Origin of the sequence: Aerosakkonema sp. BLCC-F183, assembly GCF_041929145.1 — a bacterium.
In the GTDB taxonomy this organism is placed as follows: domain Bacteria; phylum Cyanobacteriota; class Cyanobacteriia; order Cyanobacteriales; family Aerosakkonemataceae; genus Aerosakkonema.
Genome location: NZ_JBHFNU010000068.1, coordinates 12,038 through 28,655, shown reverse-complemented (window position 1 = coordinate 28,655; position 16,618 = coordinate 12,038). Strand labels below are relative to the sequence as shown.

General features: G+C 41.7%; 16 protein-coding genes. 12 read left to right on the top strand and 4 right to left on the bottom strand.

Annotated elements, in window-relative coordinates; genetic code table 11:
- Nucleotides 1-52 precede the first annotated feature (52 nt).
- A complete protein-coding gene (locus ACE1CD_RS20180) occupies nucleotides 53-580 on the top strand; it encodes a hypothetical protein (RefSeq protein WP_374794672.1) in 528 nt (175 codons plus the stop codon).
- Nucleotides 581-673: 93 nt separating this feature from the next.
- On the top strand, nucleotides 674-1,195 hold the full coding sequence (locus tag ACE1CD_RS20175; RefSeq protein WP_374794671.1) for a transposase: 522 nt from the start codon (nucleotides 674-676) through the stop codon (nucleotides 1,193-1,195).
- A 520-nt stretch (nucleotides 1,196-1,715) separates the two neighbouring features.
- On the opposite strand, the gene ACE1CD_RS20170 is transcribed toward ACE1CD_RS20175, so the two are convergent.
- Nucleotides 1,716-2,624 (bottom strand): tyrosine-type recombinase/integrase, encoded by a 909-nt coding sequence (locus ACE1CD_RS20170; RefSeq protein WP_374794670.1) that lies wholly within the window; start codon nucleotides 2,622-2,624, stop codon nucleotides 1,716-1,718.
- Between the two features lie 219 nt (nucleotides 2,625-2,843).
- Nucleotides 2,844-3,161: a hypothetical protein gene (locus ACE1CD_RS20165; RefSeq protein ID WP_374794669.1), complete on the bottom strand. Its 318-nt coding sequence runs from the start codon at nucleotides 3,159-3,161 to the stop codon at nucleotides 2,844-2,846.
- Nucleotides 3,162-3,311: 150 nt separating this feature from the next.
- Between ACE1CD_RS20165 and ACE1CD_RS20160 the strand changes: the two genes are divergently transcribed.
- From ACE1CD_RS20160 to ACE1CD_RS20145, 4 genes are all read left to right on the top strand, one after another.
- Complete coding sequence (locus ACE1CD_RS20160) at nucleotides 3,312-3,545, top strand: hypothetical protein (protein ID WP_374794668.1); 234 nt, start codon at nucleotides 3,312-3,314, stop codon at nucleotides 3,543-3,545.
- Nucleotides 3,546-3,838: 293 nt separating this feature from the next.
- Nucleotides 3,839-5,488, top strand: a complete 1,650-nt coding sequence (locus ACE1CD_RS20155; RefSeq protein WP_374794667.1) for an IS1634 family transposase — start codon at nucleotides 3,839-3,841, stop codon at nucleotides 5,486-5,488.
- A gap of 484 nt (nucleotides 5,489-5,972) precedes the next feature.
- A complete protein-coding gene (locus ACE1CD_RS20150; RefSeq protein WP_374789930.1) occupies nucleotides 5,973-6,968 on the top strand; it encodes a TauD/TfdA family dioxygenase in 996 nt (331 codons plus the stop codon).
- A gap of 80 nt (nucleotides 6,969-7,048) precedes the next feature.
- Nucleotides 7,049-7,552: a YbaK/EbsC family protein gene (locus tag ACE1CD_RS20145; RefSeq protein ID WP_374789928.1), complete on the top strand. Its 504-nt coding sequence runs from the start codon at nucleotides 7,049-7,051 to the stop codon at nucleotides 7,550-7,552.
- 217 nt (nucleotides 7,553-7,769) lie between these two features.
- On the opposite strand, the gene ACE1CD_RS20140 is transcribed toward ACE1CD_RS20145, so the two are convergent.
- Together ACE1CD_RS20140 and ACE1CD_RS20135 are read right to left on the bottom strand one after the other, a co-directional pair.
- The gene (locus ACE1CD_RS20140; protein WP_374826085.1) at nucleotides 7,770-9,176 is read right to left on the bottom strand and encodes a WD40 repeat domain-containing protein; all 1,407 of its coding nucleotides are present in this window, start codon (nucleotides 9,174-9,176) and stop codon (nucleotides 7,770-7,772) included.
- Complete coding sequence (locus ACE1CD_RS20135) at nucleotides 9,112-10,953, bottom strand: NB-ARC domain-containing protein (protein ID WP_374789924.1); 1,842 nt, start codon at nucleotides 10,951-10,953, stop codon at nucleotides 9,112-9,114. Before ACE1CD_RS20135 ends, ACE1CD_RS20140 begins: the two co-directional genes overlap by 65 nt.
- 235 nt (nucleotides 10,954-11,188) lie before the next feature.
- On the opposite strand from ACE1CD_RS20135, the gene ACE1CD_RS20130 reads away from it, so the two are divergent.
- The 6 genes from ACE1CD_RS20130 (at nucleotide 11,189) to ACE1CD_RS20105 (ending at nucleotide 16,403) form a co-directional block, all read left to right on the top strand.
- Nucleotides 11,189-11,434, top strand: a complete 246-nt coding sequence (locus tag ACE1CD_RS20130; RefSeq protein WP_374789922.1) for an NfeD family protein — start codon at nucleotides 11,189-11,191, stop codon at nucleotides 11,432-11,434.
- Between the two features lie 54 nt (nucleotides 11,435-11,488).
- Nucleotides 11,489-11,707: a hypothetical protein gene (locus ACE1CD_RS20125; protein WP_374789920.1), complete on the top strand. Its 219-nt coding sequence runs from the start codon at nucleotides 11,489-11,491 to the stop codon at nucleotides 11,705-11,707.
- Between the two features lie 117 nt (nucleotides 11,708-11,824).
- Complete coding sequence (locus ACE1CD_RS20120) at nucleotides 11,825-12,472, top strand: GNAT family N-acetyltransferase (RefSeq protein WP_374789918.1); 648 nt, start codon at nucleotides 11,825-11,827, stop codon at nucleotides 12,470-12,472.
- Between the two features lie 509 nt (nucleotides 12,473-12,981).
- Nucleotides 12,982-13,332: a hypothetical protein gene (locus tag ACE1CD_RS20115; RefSeq protein WP_374789916.1), complete on the top strand. Its 351-nt coding sequence runs from the start codon at nucleotides 12,982-12,984 to the stop codon at nucleotides 13,330-13,332.
- 169 nt (nucleotides 13,333-13,501) lie between these two features.
- A complete protein-coding gene (locus ACE1CD_RS20110; protein WP_374789914.1) occupies nucleotides 13,502-13,909 on the top strand; it encodes a hypothetical protein in 408 nt (135 codons plus the stop codon).
- A gap of 724 nt (nucleotides 13,910-14,633) precedes the next feature.
- Nucleotides 14,634-16,403, top strand: a complete 1,770-nt coding sequence (locus tag ACE1CD_RS20105) for a patatin-like phospholipase family protein (protein WP_374789913.1) — start codon at nucleotides 14,634-14,636, stop codon at nucleotides 16,401-16,403.
- Nucleotides 16,404-16,618: the final 215 nt, after the last annotated feature.

Genomic DNA, 16,618 nt, shown 5'->3' with positions numbered 1-16,618 from the left:
TTCTTGTGGTAAAAAAGAACGATTATTATATTTCAACAAGACCGCGATAAATATGCTACCTGAATTCTATCAAACCCATCTGCAAAAATATTTGAGCGAAACGCAACTGATTACATTAAAATTATTAGTATGGCTGCTGCAAAGCCACAAACAAGTAAAAATAGAAAGGCTGGCCGCAGTGCTGCCTTTACCAATTCAACAGAATAGTCGCCGTCGTCATATACAACGTTTTTTGAACTTGACCAGATTAAGTGTAGTTCTGGTGTGGTTTCCTCTGATTAAAGAAATTATTACTCAACGTATACCAAAAGGAAAACGATTGATTATTGCCTTGGATAGAACGGCTTGGCAAGAGAATAATATCCTGATGGCCAGTGCGATTTACCAAAAACGAGCTTTCCCCATATTTTGGATTTTATTATCCAAAAAAGGAGCGAGTGATTTGAGAGAACAACAAGTCGTCTTGCGCCCTGTGATTAAATTATTTAAAACTCATCAAATAGTGATTGTAGGGGACAGAGAGTTCCACAGTGTAGACTTGGCGCAGTGGATAGACCGCCAAGGTGTCAAGTTCGTGTAGAGGCAAAAAAAGGATACGACTTTTCGCCTGAAAAGACGGAAATTTAATTCCCTATCAAGTATTCAGCTAGCACCCGGTCAACGAAAATTTTTCTTGGGAATTAACATTACTCAAAAAAAAGGGTTTGCTCGTTTTAACCTGGCCGTGTATTGGCGCAGGAAATATAGAAATAAACAAGAAAAATTACCTTGGTATCTGCTGACTAATTTAGGTGATTTAGAAATAGCGGTAAAAGCTTATAAACAACGTTGGGGCATTGAAGCGATGTTTAAGGATTGTAAAACTGGTGGTTATAATTTAGAAGGTTCTCAAGCTTCACAGGATAAGTTAGTACGTTTAATCTTATTGATTGCTATCGCGATGACTACGGCTTGGTTACAAGGGGAACAAATAAGCACTTTAGGGAAATCAGCTTATATTTGTCGGCCAAAGGAAGCAGGCAGAACTAAACGAAGACATAGCAATTTTTGGGTTGGTTTGTATGGCTATAACTGGATAGCTGCCTTTCATGAGTGTCAGGAGTGGGTGGAGGAATTAGTCACTTCTGTTCGCAATAAGCGCACATTTTATCAACGGGGGTTAAAAGCTCTAAACCTCATCCAGCAAGCTTCCTAGCCCCCTTGTCGCCCCCTGAACTGAAAAGGGTTCAAAATCCACAGCACTTTTAGGCCACAAGGATGTCGGTTCGCGCATAAGTTGAAAAAGGAGCAACGGCAGATATACCCTTTGAGCCACCTCATTCGCACATAAGTTGAAAAAAATCCGGCTCATTCGCGCATAAATTGAAAAAATCTCCAGCAATTCGCGCATAAGTTGAAAAAATCAACAGCCATTCGCAGATAAAGTGAAAAATAACCCTTCCGTAACCGCAGCCAAACAGGTTAGCACCTTTCAACTTTCGTAAACAAAATAGGGTGAGGGTCAAAATCCACAGCACTTTAGGCTACGAGTTTGGCCAAAATCCACCCAATCACCGCCAGGGTCGTACCGACAATGTATAGACGGAAATGGTGTTTCCCAACCCGATATACTTGCAGCGATTGCTAAGGTACTGGTGATAGTTTTAACTAAATATTGGTACTATGGCATAGTTTGTTTCTTTGTTTACTTGTACCAATCTTGTGTTTGAGTATAATCAAAATTTCAACAAATCCACCGCTTTTCGTTTCACCTGTTCTCCACGTCTATCATATTTAGAAGTAATCGCTGGGTTAGAGTGTCCCGCTAACTTTTGGACGGTCACGATATCGACGCCTGCATCTAACAAATCAGAACAAAAGGTACGGCGAAAATCGTGTGGCGAAAATCTTGTAATGCCTGCATCATTGGCTAGTTTTCTCACAATCAATAATACCGCTTGGGGAGTTAGATGTCTTAGTTCTACTTGTCCCCCTTTCTGAATCGGACACAACAATGCTCCGGCTCTGTGGCCTCTTTTGGTTAACCAATTATTTACTAAATCAATAGCTATTTTGGGTAAATAAACCGAGCGGTCTTTGCCACCTTTACCGTTACATATTTCCAATTCGCCAGTCAGGGGATGAAAGTCTTTCAAAGTTAGATTAACCACCTCAGCCCGACGCAATCCCGCACCGCGCAGAATCCCAATTAGCGCCGCATCTCTCGCACCAACGGCACCTCGCTGTTCCTGACAAACTTGGAGTAGTTTAGTAATTTCAGCTTGAGTAAGCGCCCTACCCTTAAGTCCTTTTTCTACCTTGATACTCTTAAAATCTACAGCCTTAGCGTAGTCATTAGCATCAATCAAATCAAGCTTAAATGCTTCATGTAGCACTCGCCGCAGGGCAGATAGCATCTTATTCACCGTCGCCGGGGCAAACTTTTTCATTAGAGTAGTCCGAATCGCCGCCGTATGCTGATAACGCAATGCCGCCCAATCAAGCGTAAGTGCATCGCATTGCCCATCGGTGATGAGTTTGGCAATCGCATTGAGGGCAGGCTCCATCGTGGCCCTCGACCCCTTGCTCAATCCATCCAAGTACACCGCCGCCGGGTGCATCGTCAAAGGTTGGGGCGTTATCATAACCAGTGACTTGAAAGATAGACGGCTCATAGGATTATCGGAATAGCTCTTATAGATAATAATCAATTCTGCCACGAGTTCACCCCTGAATCTACGTGGAGTGGGGAAGCCAGGGGGAAACCGAGCGCAGCTTATTGAAAGAATCAACGCCACACCCAGAGACAACTTCTCCAATATTTCCCTTAGAAATTCCTACGATCGCTTATCGGTTTGCTATTGCTACTTTTGTTCTGACTGAGAAACTTGATTTTGCAAGTTAGCTAATTGCGTTTCTACTGCTTGTTTGATAGAAGCTTCCATAGAACTTTGCAAATCTTTTAATCTTTGTTCTAATTCATCCATACGTTGTTCTAAAGAAACATCATTATTCCTGTCTATACTAAATCTTGATACCCTGGTTGGTGGGATATCCAAACAACCATCAATATACTCAGTTAACAGAGCAGAGGCATTAGTTCCGCTACGCTTAGCCCACTGCTGAAAAGCTTGCCATTTATTAGGATCGATCCGAAAAGTTGCCAGTTTCTTTGCTGCCATAGTTCCCACTAATTTGTTAATCTCTAACTAAAGAATATCACCCGCGAATGTATATACGCGAAGGCGTCACCGATTGATGTATGTACAACGTATAGAATTGTATAGCGAAGAAAGCGACCTTTTCAAGGAAACCCAAGCACAGTAGACCGTTTGCGGAATGGAGTAGCGCCTCTGGGAAGCTTAACTGTAGAGTTACTGCTGAGAAACCTCATCATACAAATCGTTCGGCAAACATCCAGTCGGCTGCTCGTGCGATCGTATCCTTGGTTAATCTGGATGTTCGGAGTCGTATTTACCGCAGCTGGCGTGATGATGAATCCTGCCTTGAACGGTCAAACCCTGACTTGCGATCGCAAGCAAAGTATCTACCCCCCAGACGGTTGAAGGTTCTGTATCCGGTCGCTGTCAGTTAGAGAGTGGTACTTTTTGGGATAAAACCCACATTCCGCACCCTCAACTGTCACACATCAAGAAAAAGGGGATTCAGTAGTACAAGTGAACTAAAGCAGAAACAGAAAAAAGAGACTTAATGATAATAAATAGCATTAAGCTGGGGAAGTGGGAAGGAAAGGTAAGAAAACAACATTCATAGTTAAAAAAATTAATTTATCACCACAGAATAAATGGGAAAATTACCTTATTTGGTTCAAGTTGTGGAGAACTCTGTGGTGATGTGAATGAATAACGAAATAGAGATTCAAAATATAGACCATTTAGGGATAGTAGCAGGCATCATAGACGCGATAGGATTAGTAGAAATAATTAATGAATTAATCCCAGAAGAAAAAGGAGAAAAGGTTAGTTCAGGTCATGTAGTCAAAGCGATGATTTTGAACGGACTAGGATTTGTATCTCAACCTTTATATATGTTTCCTAAGTTTTTTGAAAACATTGCCTGTGAGCACTTGATAGGAGCCGGAGTCAAGCCAGAATATCTCAATGATGATAAACTGGGTAGAGTCATGGATAAGCTATTTAGCAAAGGACTGGATACAATATTTTTAATAGTTGCTTTGAATGCAGTCAAGAAATTTAACGTATCTTTATCATCCTCGCATTTAGATTCGTCCTCAATGCACGTACATGGAGAATACAATTCGAGCTTACCAGAAGTAAGCTTTATGAACCAACCAACAGTCAATGGACAAGGGTCAGAAGAATTAGCCAGAAAATCGCCCAAAGAAATAACCATAACCTACGGTTATTCCCGTGACCATAGACCAGATTTGAAACAATTTATCATCGAACTAATCTGTTCGGGAGATGGAGATATACCAATCTTTTTGAAATTAGCATCGGGAAATCAAGCTGACTCATCATGTTTTGCTCGAATCGCAGTAGACTATCAAAAACAACTAGAAGTTGATAGTCTCATAGTTGCAGACTGTGCTTTATATACCGAAACAAATATTAAATTGATGTCAGATTTACGCTGGTTGTGTCGCGTACCTTTAAGTATAAAATCAGCGCAATCATTAGTATCAACCTTACCAGAATCGGAATTCGTTGCTAGTACTTTGACCGGATATAAATTTCGAGAAACAACAGCAACTTATGCCGGAGTAGAGCAAAGATGGCTGGTAGTGCAGAGTGAAGCTAGAAGGGAATCAGACTTACGAAAGCTATCCCAAAAAATTGAATTAGCTCAAACCAAAGCCTTAAAAGAATTGAAACAGTTATCCCAAGATAACTTTGCCTGTGAAGCTGATGCAATCAAGGCATTAGCCAAACTGTCAAAAACGTTTAAATATCATCAAATAGAGTCGAGTAAAGTTACTGAAATTACCATAAATAAACCAGGTAATCCACCAGAAAAAGCTTACTCTATCTGGGCTACAGTTGGCCGGAATGAAGCTAAAATTAACAGCGATGTTCTGAGTGCAGGACGTTTCATTATTGCCACAAATGTTTTAGACTCAACTGTACTCAGCAATGATTCAATGCTTATAGAATATAAAGCTCAACAGTCTTGTGAGCGGGGATTTGGCTTTCTGAAAGACCCATTATTCTTTGCCGATAGTATCTTTCTAAAAAGTCCGGAAAGAATTGAATCATTAGCCATGATTATGGGTTTATGCTTGCTGGTCTATACACTGGCACAAAGACAATTACGAGCCGCTTTATCTAAATCCAAATCTACCATTAAAAATCAGTTGGGTAAAGCTACTAACCGTCCCACTTTTAGATGGATATTTCAATGTTTCCAGTCAATTCATTTAGTTCTACTTAATCGGGAACTTCACATTTCTAATTGGACTCAAGATAGAGATTTTATCCTGGATTTATTACCTGATGATTGTCTTCGTTACTATAAGTTAAATACCTAATTTTTGTCTGTTTATTTAACAATTAATTCATTATACTGATTACCAAGAGCTAATTGCTTTGACGAGTAGCTCTCCTTTTTTGAGTCAAAAAATCCGGTGGCTTAAGAGCATATATTAGGTTAACTGATTATTTAGACATTCAATATCCTCATTCATTTATCAAATAACTAGAGATCTGCTTCTGATTCTTATTGCTAATTATTGAGAATAGGTTTTGATGCCATTCTGGATTATTTAGGGCTACTCAAATGTCTTTTTTGACTGAATATGTCTCTTTTTACTCTTGCGAGTGCCTTCTTTTCTCCGTAATTTCCGATTGTGACAGTTGAGGGTGCGGAATGTGGGTTGTTATGGTCAACAGTCAAATGCTTAGCTCAGAAACCAGATTGAGAAAAGCACGGACTCACCAGACTTGCACAATAACTAGCTTATTGCTGTGGAGTTAGACCATACAAAGGCAACGCTGAACATAGGTACTAATACGATGAGCAACAACTACTGCATTGTCTCAAATACAGCTGAGCTGCCAGAAGCCAACCGCATAGCCTTTCTAAAGGAAGCTGAAGCGATTGAAATTCAAGATGGAGTAGATCCTAACAGGGTTCTTTTGTCAAAAGCTCCGCAGCTCGCTAAGCACCTAACGCCTATCAAGCATTCGCTTAAACTAATGCAGCAACCACACGGGCTACCATATACAGTCTTGCAAAATATGCTGATTGACCGGGAACTGCCTTCTCCCCCCAAAGACGGCAAACGGCCCAAGAATAAGAAAACTTGGGTTAGCGAAACTACTCTGCTGGTAACCGCCAGTGCTGCTGGCTTACAGCCTGTTGCTTACAAGCAAGAGAAAGGAGAGTTAGTTCAGCAAGTCACACCAATTGCGGGTCAAGAACTGTCGCTGTCTAATGGAGGCCGCATTGCTCTTGGCTTTCATACTGATGATGCCATCCTGGGACGAAATTATCGCCCAGAATACCTAATGCTCTTGGGACTGATTAATCAATGCAAAACGCCAACGTATATCGCTGTGTTAAATGAAGCTTTGCAGGAACTCAGTTCTCGCCACCAGCGTATTTTACGCGAAGACCGCTTCCGGATCGAACTCCCAGAATCTTTCCAGTTGTGGGGTGGCAAATTGATTCAGTCCGAATGGCGATCGCTGGTTAACAACGACAGTTACGGTGAACCCGAAATTGCAGGCAACCTTTACTCTATCAAGACTAAAGATAAAGAAGCCCAAACAGCGCTAAATGCCTTGGTTGATATCTTACCGTATGTGGCAAAACCAGTGGTACTACAACCAGGAGATTTACTAATTTTTAACAATCATAAGTGCTTGCACGGAAGAGCGGCTGTTGAGGGGGGCAATCGCTGGCTACAACGTTTATTTGCTAGGCACTCGCTTGAACTGTTGCGCCGTGTGACAGGAACCAGCGATGACACCTATATTTTTGATATCCAATCCCTGGTTCTTGAGTGATTAAACCCAGTCTTGGGGCAGTTCACCAACTGCCCTTATTTTATTGAGCCATTTTCTGTGAAAAACAAAGGATTAAAACAATGAATACTACCCAGAAAATTTGCCATTTATTAGACTGCAACTCAGTCAAATATAAGCTATTCTCCCACCCCGAAACACGAACTAGCGAAGAAAGTTACAAAGCTCGCCAACAGGCGGCAGGTGAATCTGTAATCGGGGCAAAAGCTTTGTTAATGAAGATGACTTCTAAAAAGGGTGCAACTCTGTTTAATGTTTTCGTTTTACCAGGGGATAAGAGGCTTGATTCCAAAGCTTTGAAAAGCCAATTAAAGGATGTAAAGAGCTTCCGGTTTGCGACTTCTGAAGAAATGGCTGAACTGACAGGGGGGTTAGTACCTGGCTCAATGCCGCCGTTTGTTCAACCGATTTTTGAAAATCTGAACCACCTGTTCATTGACACTTCTCTGTTGGAACACGAGCGAATCGGATTTAACGCAGCCAGCTTGACTCAATCCCTAATTGTCTCTTGCAACGATTACATTCGAGCGGCAAATCCCACCGATATCTTCCCATTTGCTTGTTAGATTTATTCCTTTGTTCTTAGAACCTATATCCCGCATATTTCATGGGGAAATTGCGGGATTTTTAAAGTAAAAATAGCACAACCAGTTGCCTTACAAGTCTTTAGTATGGGGCATGGGTTTACTAACGGAACTTCAACAAAATTTAGTTGAAGAATTGGCTCAAACACAGTTTTTAAGAGAATTTGAGGTAGATTTATGTTTTCCGGATTCATTTATTTCAAAGTAAAAGAGAATCGATATAATCGTTTTTCTGTTCAACCGCTCCTAAAGCGATCAGCGTGGCTCTTTGAGCTTTTGTTAAACCAGTAGCACCAGTAATGTCCATACCTTCGTAGGGTCTTTCGGCTCTCATAGTACTTTGACACTCGCCTGTCTCAACTTTCCAAACCCTGACGATCTCATCTTGACCGCAACTAGCAAGGATTTGTCCATCCGGACTGAAAGCAACCGACCGAACGAAATCTGTATGTCCCCGCAAAATTTGGCAGCTGAGATCGCTGTGGACATCGCTGTGCAAATTCCATAGTCTCACCGTTTGGTCATCACTAGCACTGGCTATCAAGCGACCATCTAGACTCAAAGCAATCGCCCAGACAGAATTCTCATGTCCCCGCAAAGTTTGCAAACACTCCCCAGTACGGACATCCCAGAGCTTTACTGTTTTATCTGCACTAGCACTGACTAATGTTTGACCATCTCGACTAAAAGCCACTGACAATACCCAACTGCTGTGTCCCTCCAACGTTTGTAGGCACTCCCCAGTGTTAATAAGCCATAGCTTCACAGTCCGGTCTAAACTGCCACTTACCAGAACTTGACCATCCGGACTGAAAGCCACTGACCGTAAAGCTCCCGTATGTCCCGACAAGATTTGACGACATCGCCCAGTGCTGATTTCCCATAACCTCACCATTCTGTCGTCACTGCCACTGGCGATTGTTTGACCATCGGGACTAAAAGCCACTGACCATACCCAATCAGTATCTTCCTTAAAGGTGTGGAGGCATTGCTTAGTGTTAATATCCCACAACTTTACCGTTTTATCTGCACTACTGCTGGCGATTGTTTGACCATCGGGACTAAAAGCTACTGACCGTACCCAATCACTATGTCCCTTGAAGGTATAGAAGCACTCTCCAGAGTGGATATTCCATAGCCTTACCGTTTTGTCTTCGTTAGCAGTGACAAGGTTTTGACCATCGGGACTGAAGGCAATTGACAATACCCGATTGGTATAGCCCTGCAAAGTTCTGAGACATTGTTTAGTGCGGACACTCCAGAGTCTCACCGTCCGATCGAAGCCTCCACTGGCAAGGGTATTCCCATCGGGACTGAAAGCCATTCCCCTAACCCAACTGGTGTGTCCCTTGAAAGTGTGGCGGCATTGCCCGCTATTAACATCCCATAACTTTACCGTCTGGTCAGCACCGCTACTGGCTAGTAAGCGACCCTCTGGACTAAAAGCCACTGACCGTACCCAATCACTATGTCCTAACAAAGTTCTCAGGCATTGCCCGCTATTAACATCCCAAAGCTTTACTGTTTGGTCGCTACTACCACTAGCTAAAATTTGACCATCTGGATGGAAGGCGACTGACCGGATTGTTTTGGTAGCACAAGACACTTCCCAAAGACTCAGCAAAAACACAATTAGTGAGATCGGAATAAGCGAAATTTACACGAGGCAGCTTGACTTCCCGTAAATAGGCTTGCCAAACGCTTAGATGAGAAAAGTCAGAACCGCTTAAATCCATCTCTAAGTAACAAAGCAAATTGAGAATATTTCCCGCTGCATATCCTGACTCTTGTGGAGATTGCTCTCGCAGAGTTGTTAAAATTTTTAGTAGCTGATTTTTAAGCTCGATTTTGCTTTTAAAATAGGTTCCTAATTTTTGCTTAATTAGCAAAAATATGTGACGAATTTGAGATTCTCTAACATAGTCCTTCGCTTGAGAAAGCATTAAAGAATAATGATTTAATAACTTAATTTCATTACCTTTAATTTCTTGATATATTAGCTCAATTAGTTTTTTATTTAAGTACTCCATAACAAGAGGTTGTAATGTAAAACCTGCGGTACTTTTTTCAACTATAGAGCGTCGCCGTAATGAAGACAAACTATCAATTAATTCGCGATTTGATACTGTGGGTACAATCTCCTGTTTCAGATCTGACAGTAAAGCAGGTTCACGGTTAATATTCAGCCAGTACAGAATCTCCTGTTCGAGTTTTGACAAGCGAGCAAATTGCTCCTCTAAAAGATAGTTAATTTGACCAAATAATGCAGTTTCTTGCTGTAAAAATTCAGGAATATTGCCATTAAAAACTTCTTGAATTGTACTGGCAGCTATATTCAATATAAAGGGATTAGCTTGGTAGAGGTCAATCAATATTTTATACTCATCATTTGAACCGGAAAGATTCCTGGCTCTAAAGATTTCCTTTGCTTCTTCTCCTAACCCTGATAGCCTAAATGAGCGAATGGGTCGCGTTTCTCCTTGCAAGCTGCTAATTTCCTCTGGTTCCTCCCGACTGGTCAATATCAAGCAGCTTTGATGAATTGCTTCTCCTACTCGTTTAAAGAATTGCCCATACCCCTCATATCCCTCGCGATACTGCCCCGCGCACTCACCAGAACGCAAAATTGACTCGACATTATCTAGTACCAACAAACAGCGTGAGGAGCGTAAATAATTAATTAGTAGTGAAACTTTACCGCTTATGTCGTCCGGAAAATCAATTTCTTGATTGTTGCACAACAATTGAAGCAAGTTGGTCAACATATCTTGGACTAATGGGGCGTTACGTAGCGATCGCCAAATAACGTAATCAAACCGATCTTGAATCTGTTCGGCCAATTTAATAGACAGGTAAGTTTTGCCAATTCCCCCCATCCCCAACAGTACCACCAATCGGCAGCCATCTTGCACAATCCACTGCTCAAGAGTTGCCAGTTCTTCTGTTCGTCCATAGAAAACCGAGACATCAACTGCCTCTCCCCAATCCACCTGTGGATGAGTACCTGTCTGAAGCTGCTTAGATGTCGTTTCTTTTAGGTCTTTTCTTGGATCGGGTGGTGGAAGCCTCTCCTGCGCTTGCCTCAGCAATATCAGAAGCTCGTTTTTTCTGAGTCTAATCAGTTCTGGGTCTAGTACGCCTATAGCTTTAAGCGCTTCTGTAACTTTTCTCCGCATACTGGGGCTGACACATTTTTTGAGGTATTCAACACTAACATCCCGTCTGGCTTGGCGTTTAATCTGTCCATAGTCCCAACCAGCTAAAGCTCCTTTAAGTACGTCTTCTTCTAGTTCATCCAAGGATTTTCCGTATTGGCGAAAGACTAACTCATTCGCCAGATTTACAAGACTTATAATTTGCCTGGAAAATGGATCTTTATTCATTAGCTAGCTCACTTCAAAATGTTATATAAATTTAACATTATTAATAACAGTGTGATTAAATTTAGGAACTTTATGAACTTTATGAACTTAACTTTATGAACAAAAATTGAAGATTATGTATTGAAAAGCTTTTTGACTGCCTAGTACATTGCTATTACGACAATAAGAATGATTCAGGATTTCATCAATGAAAGTTACCTCCTGAATCATAGGGAAGCAGCAAAACAACCAGACCATGAATTTACTTACCCGCAGCGAGATTCAGAAATTTCCAGATCCACTCCCAGGCCAAGTCGAGCGTAAGATCGCCCGCAATCAGCCCGGACGAGTTAAGTTTCAGGGGACTTACTGGCCAGCCCAGTTTTATTACCCAGATTGCCAAGCGACGGTTCTTCCTGACGAGCCAGTTACTGTAGTTGGTATCCAAGGTATCACCTTACTGGTAGTTCCAGTTAACACCTTTTCCCAAAGTCAATCATAAAACCTGGACAGATTGCATATTAGACAACCTTTGAATATTTAGCGAAATAAAAAAATGAAAAAGCTTGTCATGCTGTTGAGAGACCAAATGCTCCCACCACAGATACTCTGTAGTACCTGTCTAATGGCTTCCCAGCAAGGGCAACCCAGATGGCAAGACGGTCAACTGCGATGTGGTCGCCCGGTGCATAATCCTAGCAACAATGCCGTTGAATTTCGATGTATTAACGACGCCGAAATCATTGAATTTGAATATTCCGCTCCCTCTGAATAAGTACTAATTGCCATTAATGCCTAGTGTGATTTTTTCAAAAAATTATACTACTAGGTAACTAAATGTATATAGCTGTGAATACTGTTTGATTATGTAGCTGCAATTGAGGTAAAAAGAATGAAAAATCTCACAAAAAATCAACCGTTTTGTCGGCTCGTTGAAGTCGTTCAATTTGATAATAATGAAACTCATTCCTTAACTAACAGCTTTTCCTCAGATGGGCTACCTTCGTCTATCAACAAAACTGAGCGATTAGCAATGAGGCTGTTTAAATCAAACGATTATGAGGCTCTTTCTAAGATTTACAGCGATGAAGAGGTCATGCGCTATATTGGAGCGGGTGCAAGAACAGAAGAGCAGACAAGAGAACTTTTAGAGTCTTACATAACTCATTGGCAGAAATACAACTTCGGCCCCTTTGCCATACTACTTGAGGGTGAACTGATTGGAAGAGCGGGACTCTATTACCATTTTGACAGCAGCCCAGATGTTCAGATAGGGTACGTCCTGGCTCGTAAGGTATGGGGTAATGGCTACGGAACAGAAGTAGCTGCCGCCTGTCTCAAATATGGATTTGAGGCATTAAATTTCAACAAAATTGGTGCTTGTGTAAGAGTTGAAAACAAAAGATCGAGCAATATTTTGGATAAGCTCGGTATGCGTAAGCAGTTTGAGTTTTGCTATCTGCCGACTCAATATCAATTTGCTTACTACTGCGTCTCCAAGAGCGATTACTCAGCACAAATAATGCTAGTGTCGTCTTAGTTTATTTCCAGTGCCAAGTATCCTAAGCATACAAAGCCAAAAGAGGGATCTGTTGACCGAGTAAGAGCAGAAGAATATCTGCTAGAGAGCAAGGAGAAAACCAAATAGGGTTAACGTGCAGTGAACCATCATAAGTTCGTTATGCTTTGTACGGCTCACGTCACCTTGGAAAAGCTCTGCACAGTGTGACACCGTAGCAAATACAATCAGGCTATGACGCCAATTTACTCAAATGCACTTACCCAAACGGGGGTGTGGTCAAAACCCGTTGGGAGGAGAGGAGCGGGCGAGCGACCACTGATTTTTAGTTAAAAATAGAATTACGATGAGTTTAATTTCCTCGCAATTAAGGCCACAGGAGCTACTCGACTGTGGCCAACGATATGTTCAAGCTGGTGAGTATGGATAGCCATTGGAGAGCGACTACCAGACTAATGTGCCTTCTTTACACCCCAAAAACTGAGAAATATGGCAATGTCTTGAAATATCATCGTTTTCAGGACATGGCCATGAAACAAGATTACGATCATCTTATCTCTCAACTAGCCACCCAGTTATTCTCGGCCATTGAGGAATCGGAAAAAGACAAGCAACTTCTATTGGCAGAACTAGAGCGGGTAATCGCCTCCATACTGCGACAGGTAGGCTTACAAGTAGTAGCAAAGGTTTTCCAGCAATTAAGTTCAACCCTAACAGCACAAGCCAAGAAAGAAGGTTTAGCTGTACACCGCCGCCAAGTAGTCAAATACGCAGTCTTATTCGGGTGTCTGGAAGTTGAATCGCCCTACCTGTGGAACCAGAAAACAGGCGATTCAGCACGCCCACTCAAAGAGCAATTAGGCATTGAACATGGTGGTTAAGCTGTACACAGCTCCCTAGAGCAATTTTCTGGTTGTCAAATCACCCGACTGGAAAAGTTGGTTTTTCCACCGTTGGATGTCAAATTATATTTTTGGATGGTCAATGCCAATGAGATAGTAGTTTCAGTTGGCCTTGATTAGCTGTGGCCTACTTTCATTTTTTCAAGAGATGCCTTCTCAAACTATTATTGTTCGCGCTCACACTCGCACTATTTATACTCGCCCGGTCACTTTTGTCTGTTGCAAGTGTGCAGAAATGACTACTCGTGAGTGCTATCCAGGGAAGCTACCCAAGTATTGTATCAAATGCAGGCCACCTAAGAAACGCAAGCCTAATGATACTAGACCCGACGAAACACCGATGTTTTGCCCTACGCATAACCTGGTCGCATTAACTACCGGACAGAAAACTCCGGTTGCTTTAGTACCCTCTCAACAGAAAGAGAATGGTTGGTATGAAGTCAAAACTGCGCTTGATTGGTTCAGTGGTGAGTCTATTATTATGTATCACGAAGAACAAGGATTATCTAGTCGGGGTGTTTGGTTAATCAATTATCGGCTGGAAAAAGTTAACTAAGGGACAAATATTACTTTGAGCTAAGGAAATTTCTGATTGGAGAGTTCCTCCTGTGGCCTCAATTCTGATGCAGATAAAATTCATTTTTATTCTATTTTTAACTAAAAATCAGTGGTCGCTCGCCCGCTCCTCTCCTCCCAACGGGTTTTGACCACACCCAGTCAATCGTCTTAAGATGCTCAAACGTCAAATGTATGGCCGCGCTGGTTTACCTTTACTCCAACGTCGTTTTCTCTTGCTCTGCTGAATATTTGTTAAGAATTTTTCTCATTTATCTGGTTTTTTACCTGTTCGCGATCAGTATTGGGGTGGTTTTTCCTTCTCTAGTCTGTACTACATCCGGCAAGCTTTTCCTCTGGCTGTTTCTATCTGGTAGTCTGAGTGCCAATTTTCCTAGAGTGCTGCCTCAACAGGTTAGTTCTACTTTTTCCTCATGTCGGGTACTACATCCCTCTAACCCTTACCACATCTACCTTCTAGCTTATTGCTTCTCTTCACCAAAATAGCGTAAGAACCAACAGGCTAGTTCTACTTTTTCCTCATACCGGGTACTACATCCCTCTAACCCTTACCACGTCTATCTTCTAGCTTATTGCTTCTCTTCACCAAAATTGCGTAAGAACCGAATTTTTGCGATCGTCCCGCTCTCCTCCTTTGTATTGTTTTGCCTATTTTCAATCCTTTGTCAAGAGTCTGTCGGGATGAAGATGAGGGTTCATTTTTTTTGAGTCAAACTTTAAAACATCCTCTCAGTACTGACGCAAAAGATTCAGAAATTGTCTATCGGAAACGTCTCATAGAAGAAATCGAACAAAGATTAACCGACAGGAGAAGAAGATACATGAAGAGCGTTCGGGCCTTATCAATTGATGGTGGTGGCATTCGGGGCATTATTCCTTTGACAGTCCTTGAGTACATCGAAGACCAAACAGGACGACCAATTCACGAGCTATTCGATGTAATGGGAGGAACGTCAACTGGTGGCATTATTTCTCTAGGTTTAAATTCAAAATTACCCAAAAAAGACCAGTTCTATACTGCGCGAGATTTATTGCAAATTTACTCATTAGATGCTAACTACTTATTCCAAGTAGAGAATAGCACTATAGATGATAAAATTCTTAATGTATTGAGAGAGATGCTTGGATTGTTACCACCCGATCATGGACCTGGATTCACGGCTTCAGAATATTCTGCTCAATCAATTGAAAATTTTCTCCAAAATAAATTTGGTGACACTAAAATGTCAGCATTACCGCCTACACCGGACGTGACAGTTTTCAGCTACGATATTGACAATGCCTGTCCATACTATTTTAATAGTAATAAAAGTCGCGATGGAATTCTTAAAGGTAGTGATGAAGATGATTATTATGTATGGCAGGCAGCACGGGCAACCTCAGCAGCTCCGACCTTTTTTCCAGCAGCAGATTTTTCCAAGCCTGGGCAGAAGCCACGAGTCTTCGTCGATGGAGGAATTTTTATTAATAATCCCACTCTGGAGCTTCTGATTCGCGCTAAAGAGTTGTATCCTCAGTCACCATCTATTCTGTTGGTTTCGCTAGGAACAGGTGAATTTTCAAAATCATATTCTAATCTAAAAAAAGCTGGTGTTCAGGATTGGATATGGTTAGGTGCACCTCTGTTAAATGTCATGATGAGTAGTGTTTCTGCTGCTATTAATGAACAATTAGAAAAAATTAAAGAGCAATTTCCAGGTCTAACGTATCAACGCTACCAAAAGCGGTTTGAGAATGATATTGGGATGGACGATATCAAACCCGAGATAATAGCAAAGCTGCAACAATTAGGAGAGGATTTAGTTGCTGAGAACCAAAAGCAGCTTGATGAACTTTGCCGAGAATTGACAGGAAGTATTTCTAAGCCAGAGAGTACCAAAAAAGCTTGGCTTAACATTAAATACGGGAGAGATGTACAGAGACATACCAGTGGTGGATGGAATAACAAAGTAACAGTTTACCAACCTGTTCATAAACAAGGGTGGTTTTGGGTTGGTCAGTGTGCCCAAGGTGATGCACAACAACCCTACGAAAGGATGTTGCTCGTGAATCCCCTTGAACCTGAAGCAGTAAAACCACCGATAGACTTTAAGAAAGTTTGGGATAATAATTTCATGACTTCAACAGATTACGCTTCTTGCTGGCGACCGATTCCACCAGAGGGCTACGTAGCACTTGGTTACTTTTTACGCTTGGGTGCTAGAAATTATGAAAAACCTTCAGGGGAAGAAATTGAGGGATTAGTTTGTGTGCATCAAAGTTTAGTCACTGCTGCTGAAATTAAAATTGACAAATCTATATGGAATGATCGGGGGAGCGGTGCGGGAGTTCCTGATTATAGTATTTGGCGTATCAAACCTAAAGCGGGTACAATCGACCCTGGAACTTTTTATGGTGTTGCAGGCCATAACCCCCCAAGTACTGCTGAAGTTTACTGCTTAAGTGCTGATAAAGTCAACGTTCAGTGGAGTTAATGCTTTTAGTGTTGAGAGATGAAAAATGCTGGCGATCGCCCAGCCATCTTGAATTGAAGCCATTTTAACAGGAGCGCGATCGCCCTACTTATCCATCAAGCGATCGCATTACCTCTGGTGGACGAAACCTCCACTTGTACGCAACATAATTCTTTGGAAAAATAGATTATGCCTGCTCACAAAGTAACTCTTACCATCAAAAACAATAAACCATT

Excerpts from the sequence above, each read along its gene's own strand:
- ACE1CD_RS20125 (WP_374789920.1), top strand. The coding sequence starts at position 11,489 with ATGAAAAAGCTTGTCATGCTGTTGAGAGACCAAATGCTCCCACCACAG.
- ACE1CD_RS20115 (WP_374789916.1), top strand. The coding sequence starts at position 12,982 with ATGAAACAAGATTACGATCATCTTATCTCTCAACTAGCCACCCAGTTA.
- ACE1CD_RS20155 (WP_374794667.1), top strand. The coding sequence starts at position 3,839 with ATGAATAACGAAATAGAGATTCAAAATATAGACCATTTAGGGATAGTA.
- ACE1CD_RS20110 (WP_374789914.1), top strand. The coding sequence starts at position 13,502 with ATGCCTTCTCAAACTATTATTGTTCGCGCTCACACTCGCACTATTTAT.
- ACE1CD_RS20165 (WP_374794669.1), bottom strand. The coding sequence starts at position 3,161 with ATGGCAGCAAAGAAACTGGCAACTTTTCGGATCGATCCTAATAAATGG.
- ACE1CD_RS20135 (WP_374789924.1), bottom strand. The coding sequence starts at position 10,953 with ATGAATAAAGATCCATTTTCCAGGCAAATTATAAGTCTTGTAAATCTG.
- ACE1CD_RS20130 (WP_374789922.1), top strand. The coding sequence starts at position 11,189 with ATGAATTTACTTACCCGCAGCGAGATTCAGAAATTTCCAGATCCACTC.
- ACE1CD_RS20170 (WP_374794670.1), bottom strand. The coding sequence starts at position 2,624 with ATGATAACGCCCCAACCTTTGACGATGCACCCGGCGGCGGTGTACTTG.
- ACE1CD_RS20150 (WP_374789930.1), top strand. The coding sequence starts at position 5,973 with ATGAGCAACAACTACTGCATTGTCTCAAATACAGCTGAGCTGCCAGAA.
- ACE1CD_RS20120 (WP_374789918.1), top strand. The coding sequence starts at position 11,825 with ATGAAAAATCTCACAAAAAATCAACCGTTTTGTCGGCTCGTTGAAGTC.
- ACE1CD_RS20145 (WP_374789928.1), top strand. The coding sequence starts at position 7,049 with ATGAATACTACCCAGAAAATTTGCCATTTATTAGACTGCAACTCAGTC.
- ACE1CD_RS20180 (WP_374794672.1), top strand. The coding sequence starts at position 53 with ATGCTACCTGAATTCTATCAAACCCATCTGCAAAAATATTTGAGCGAA.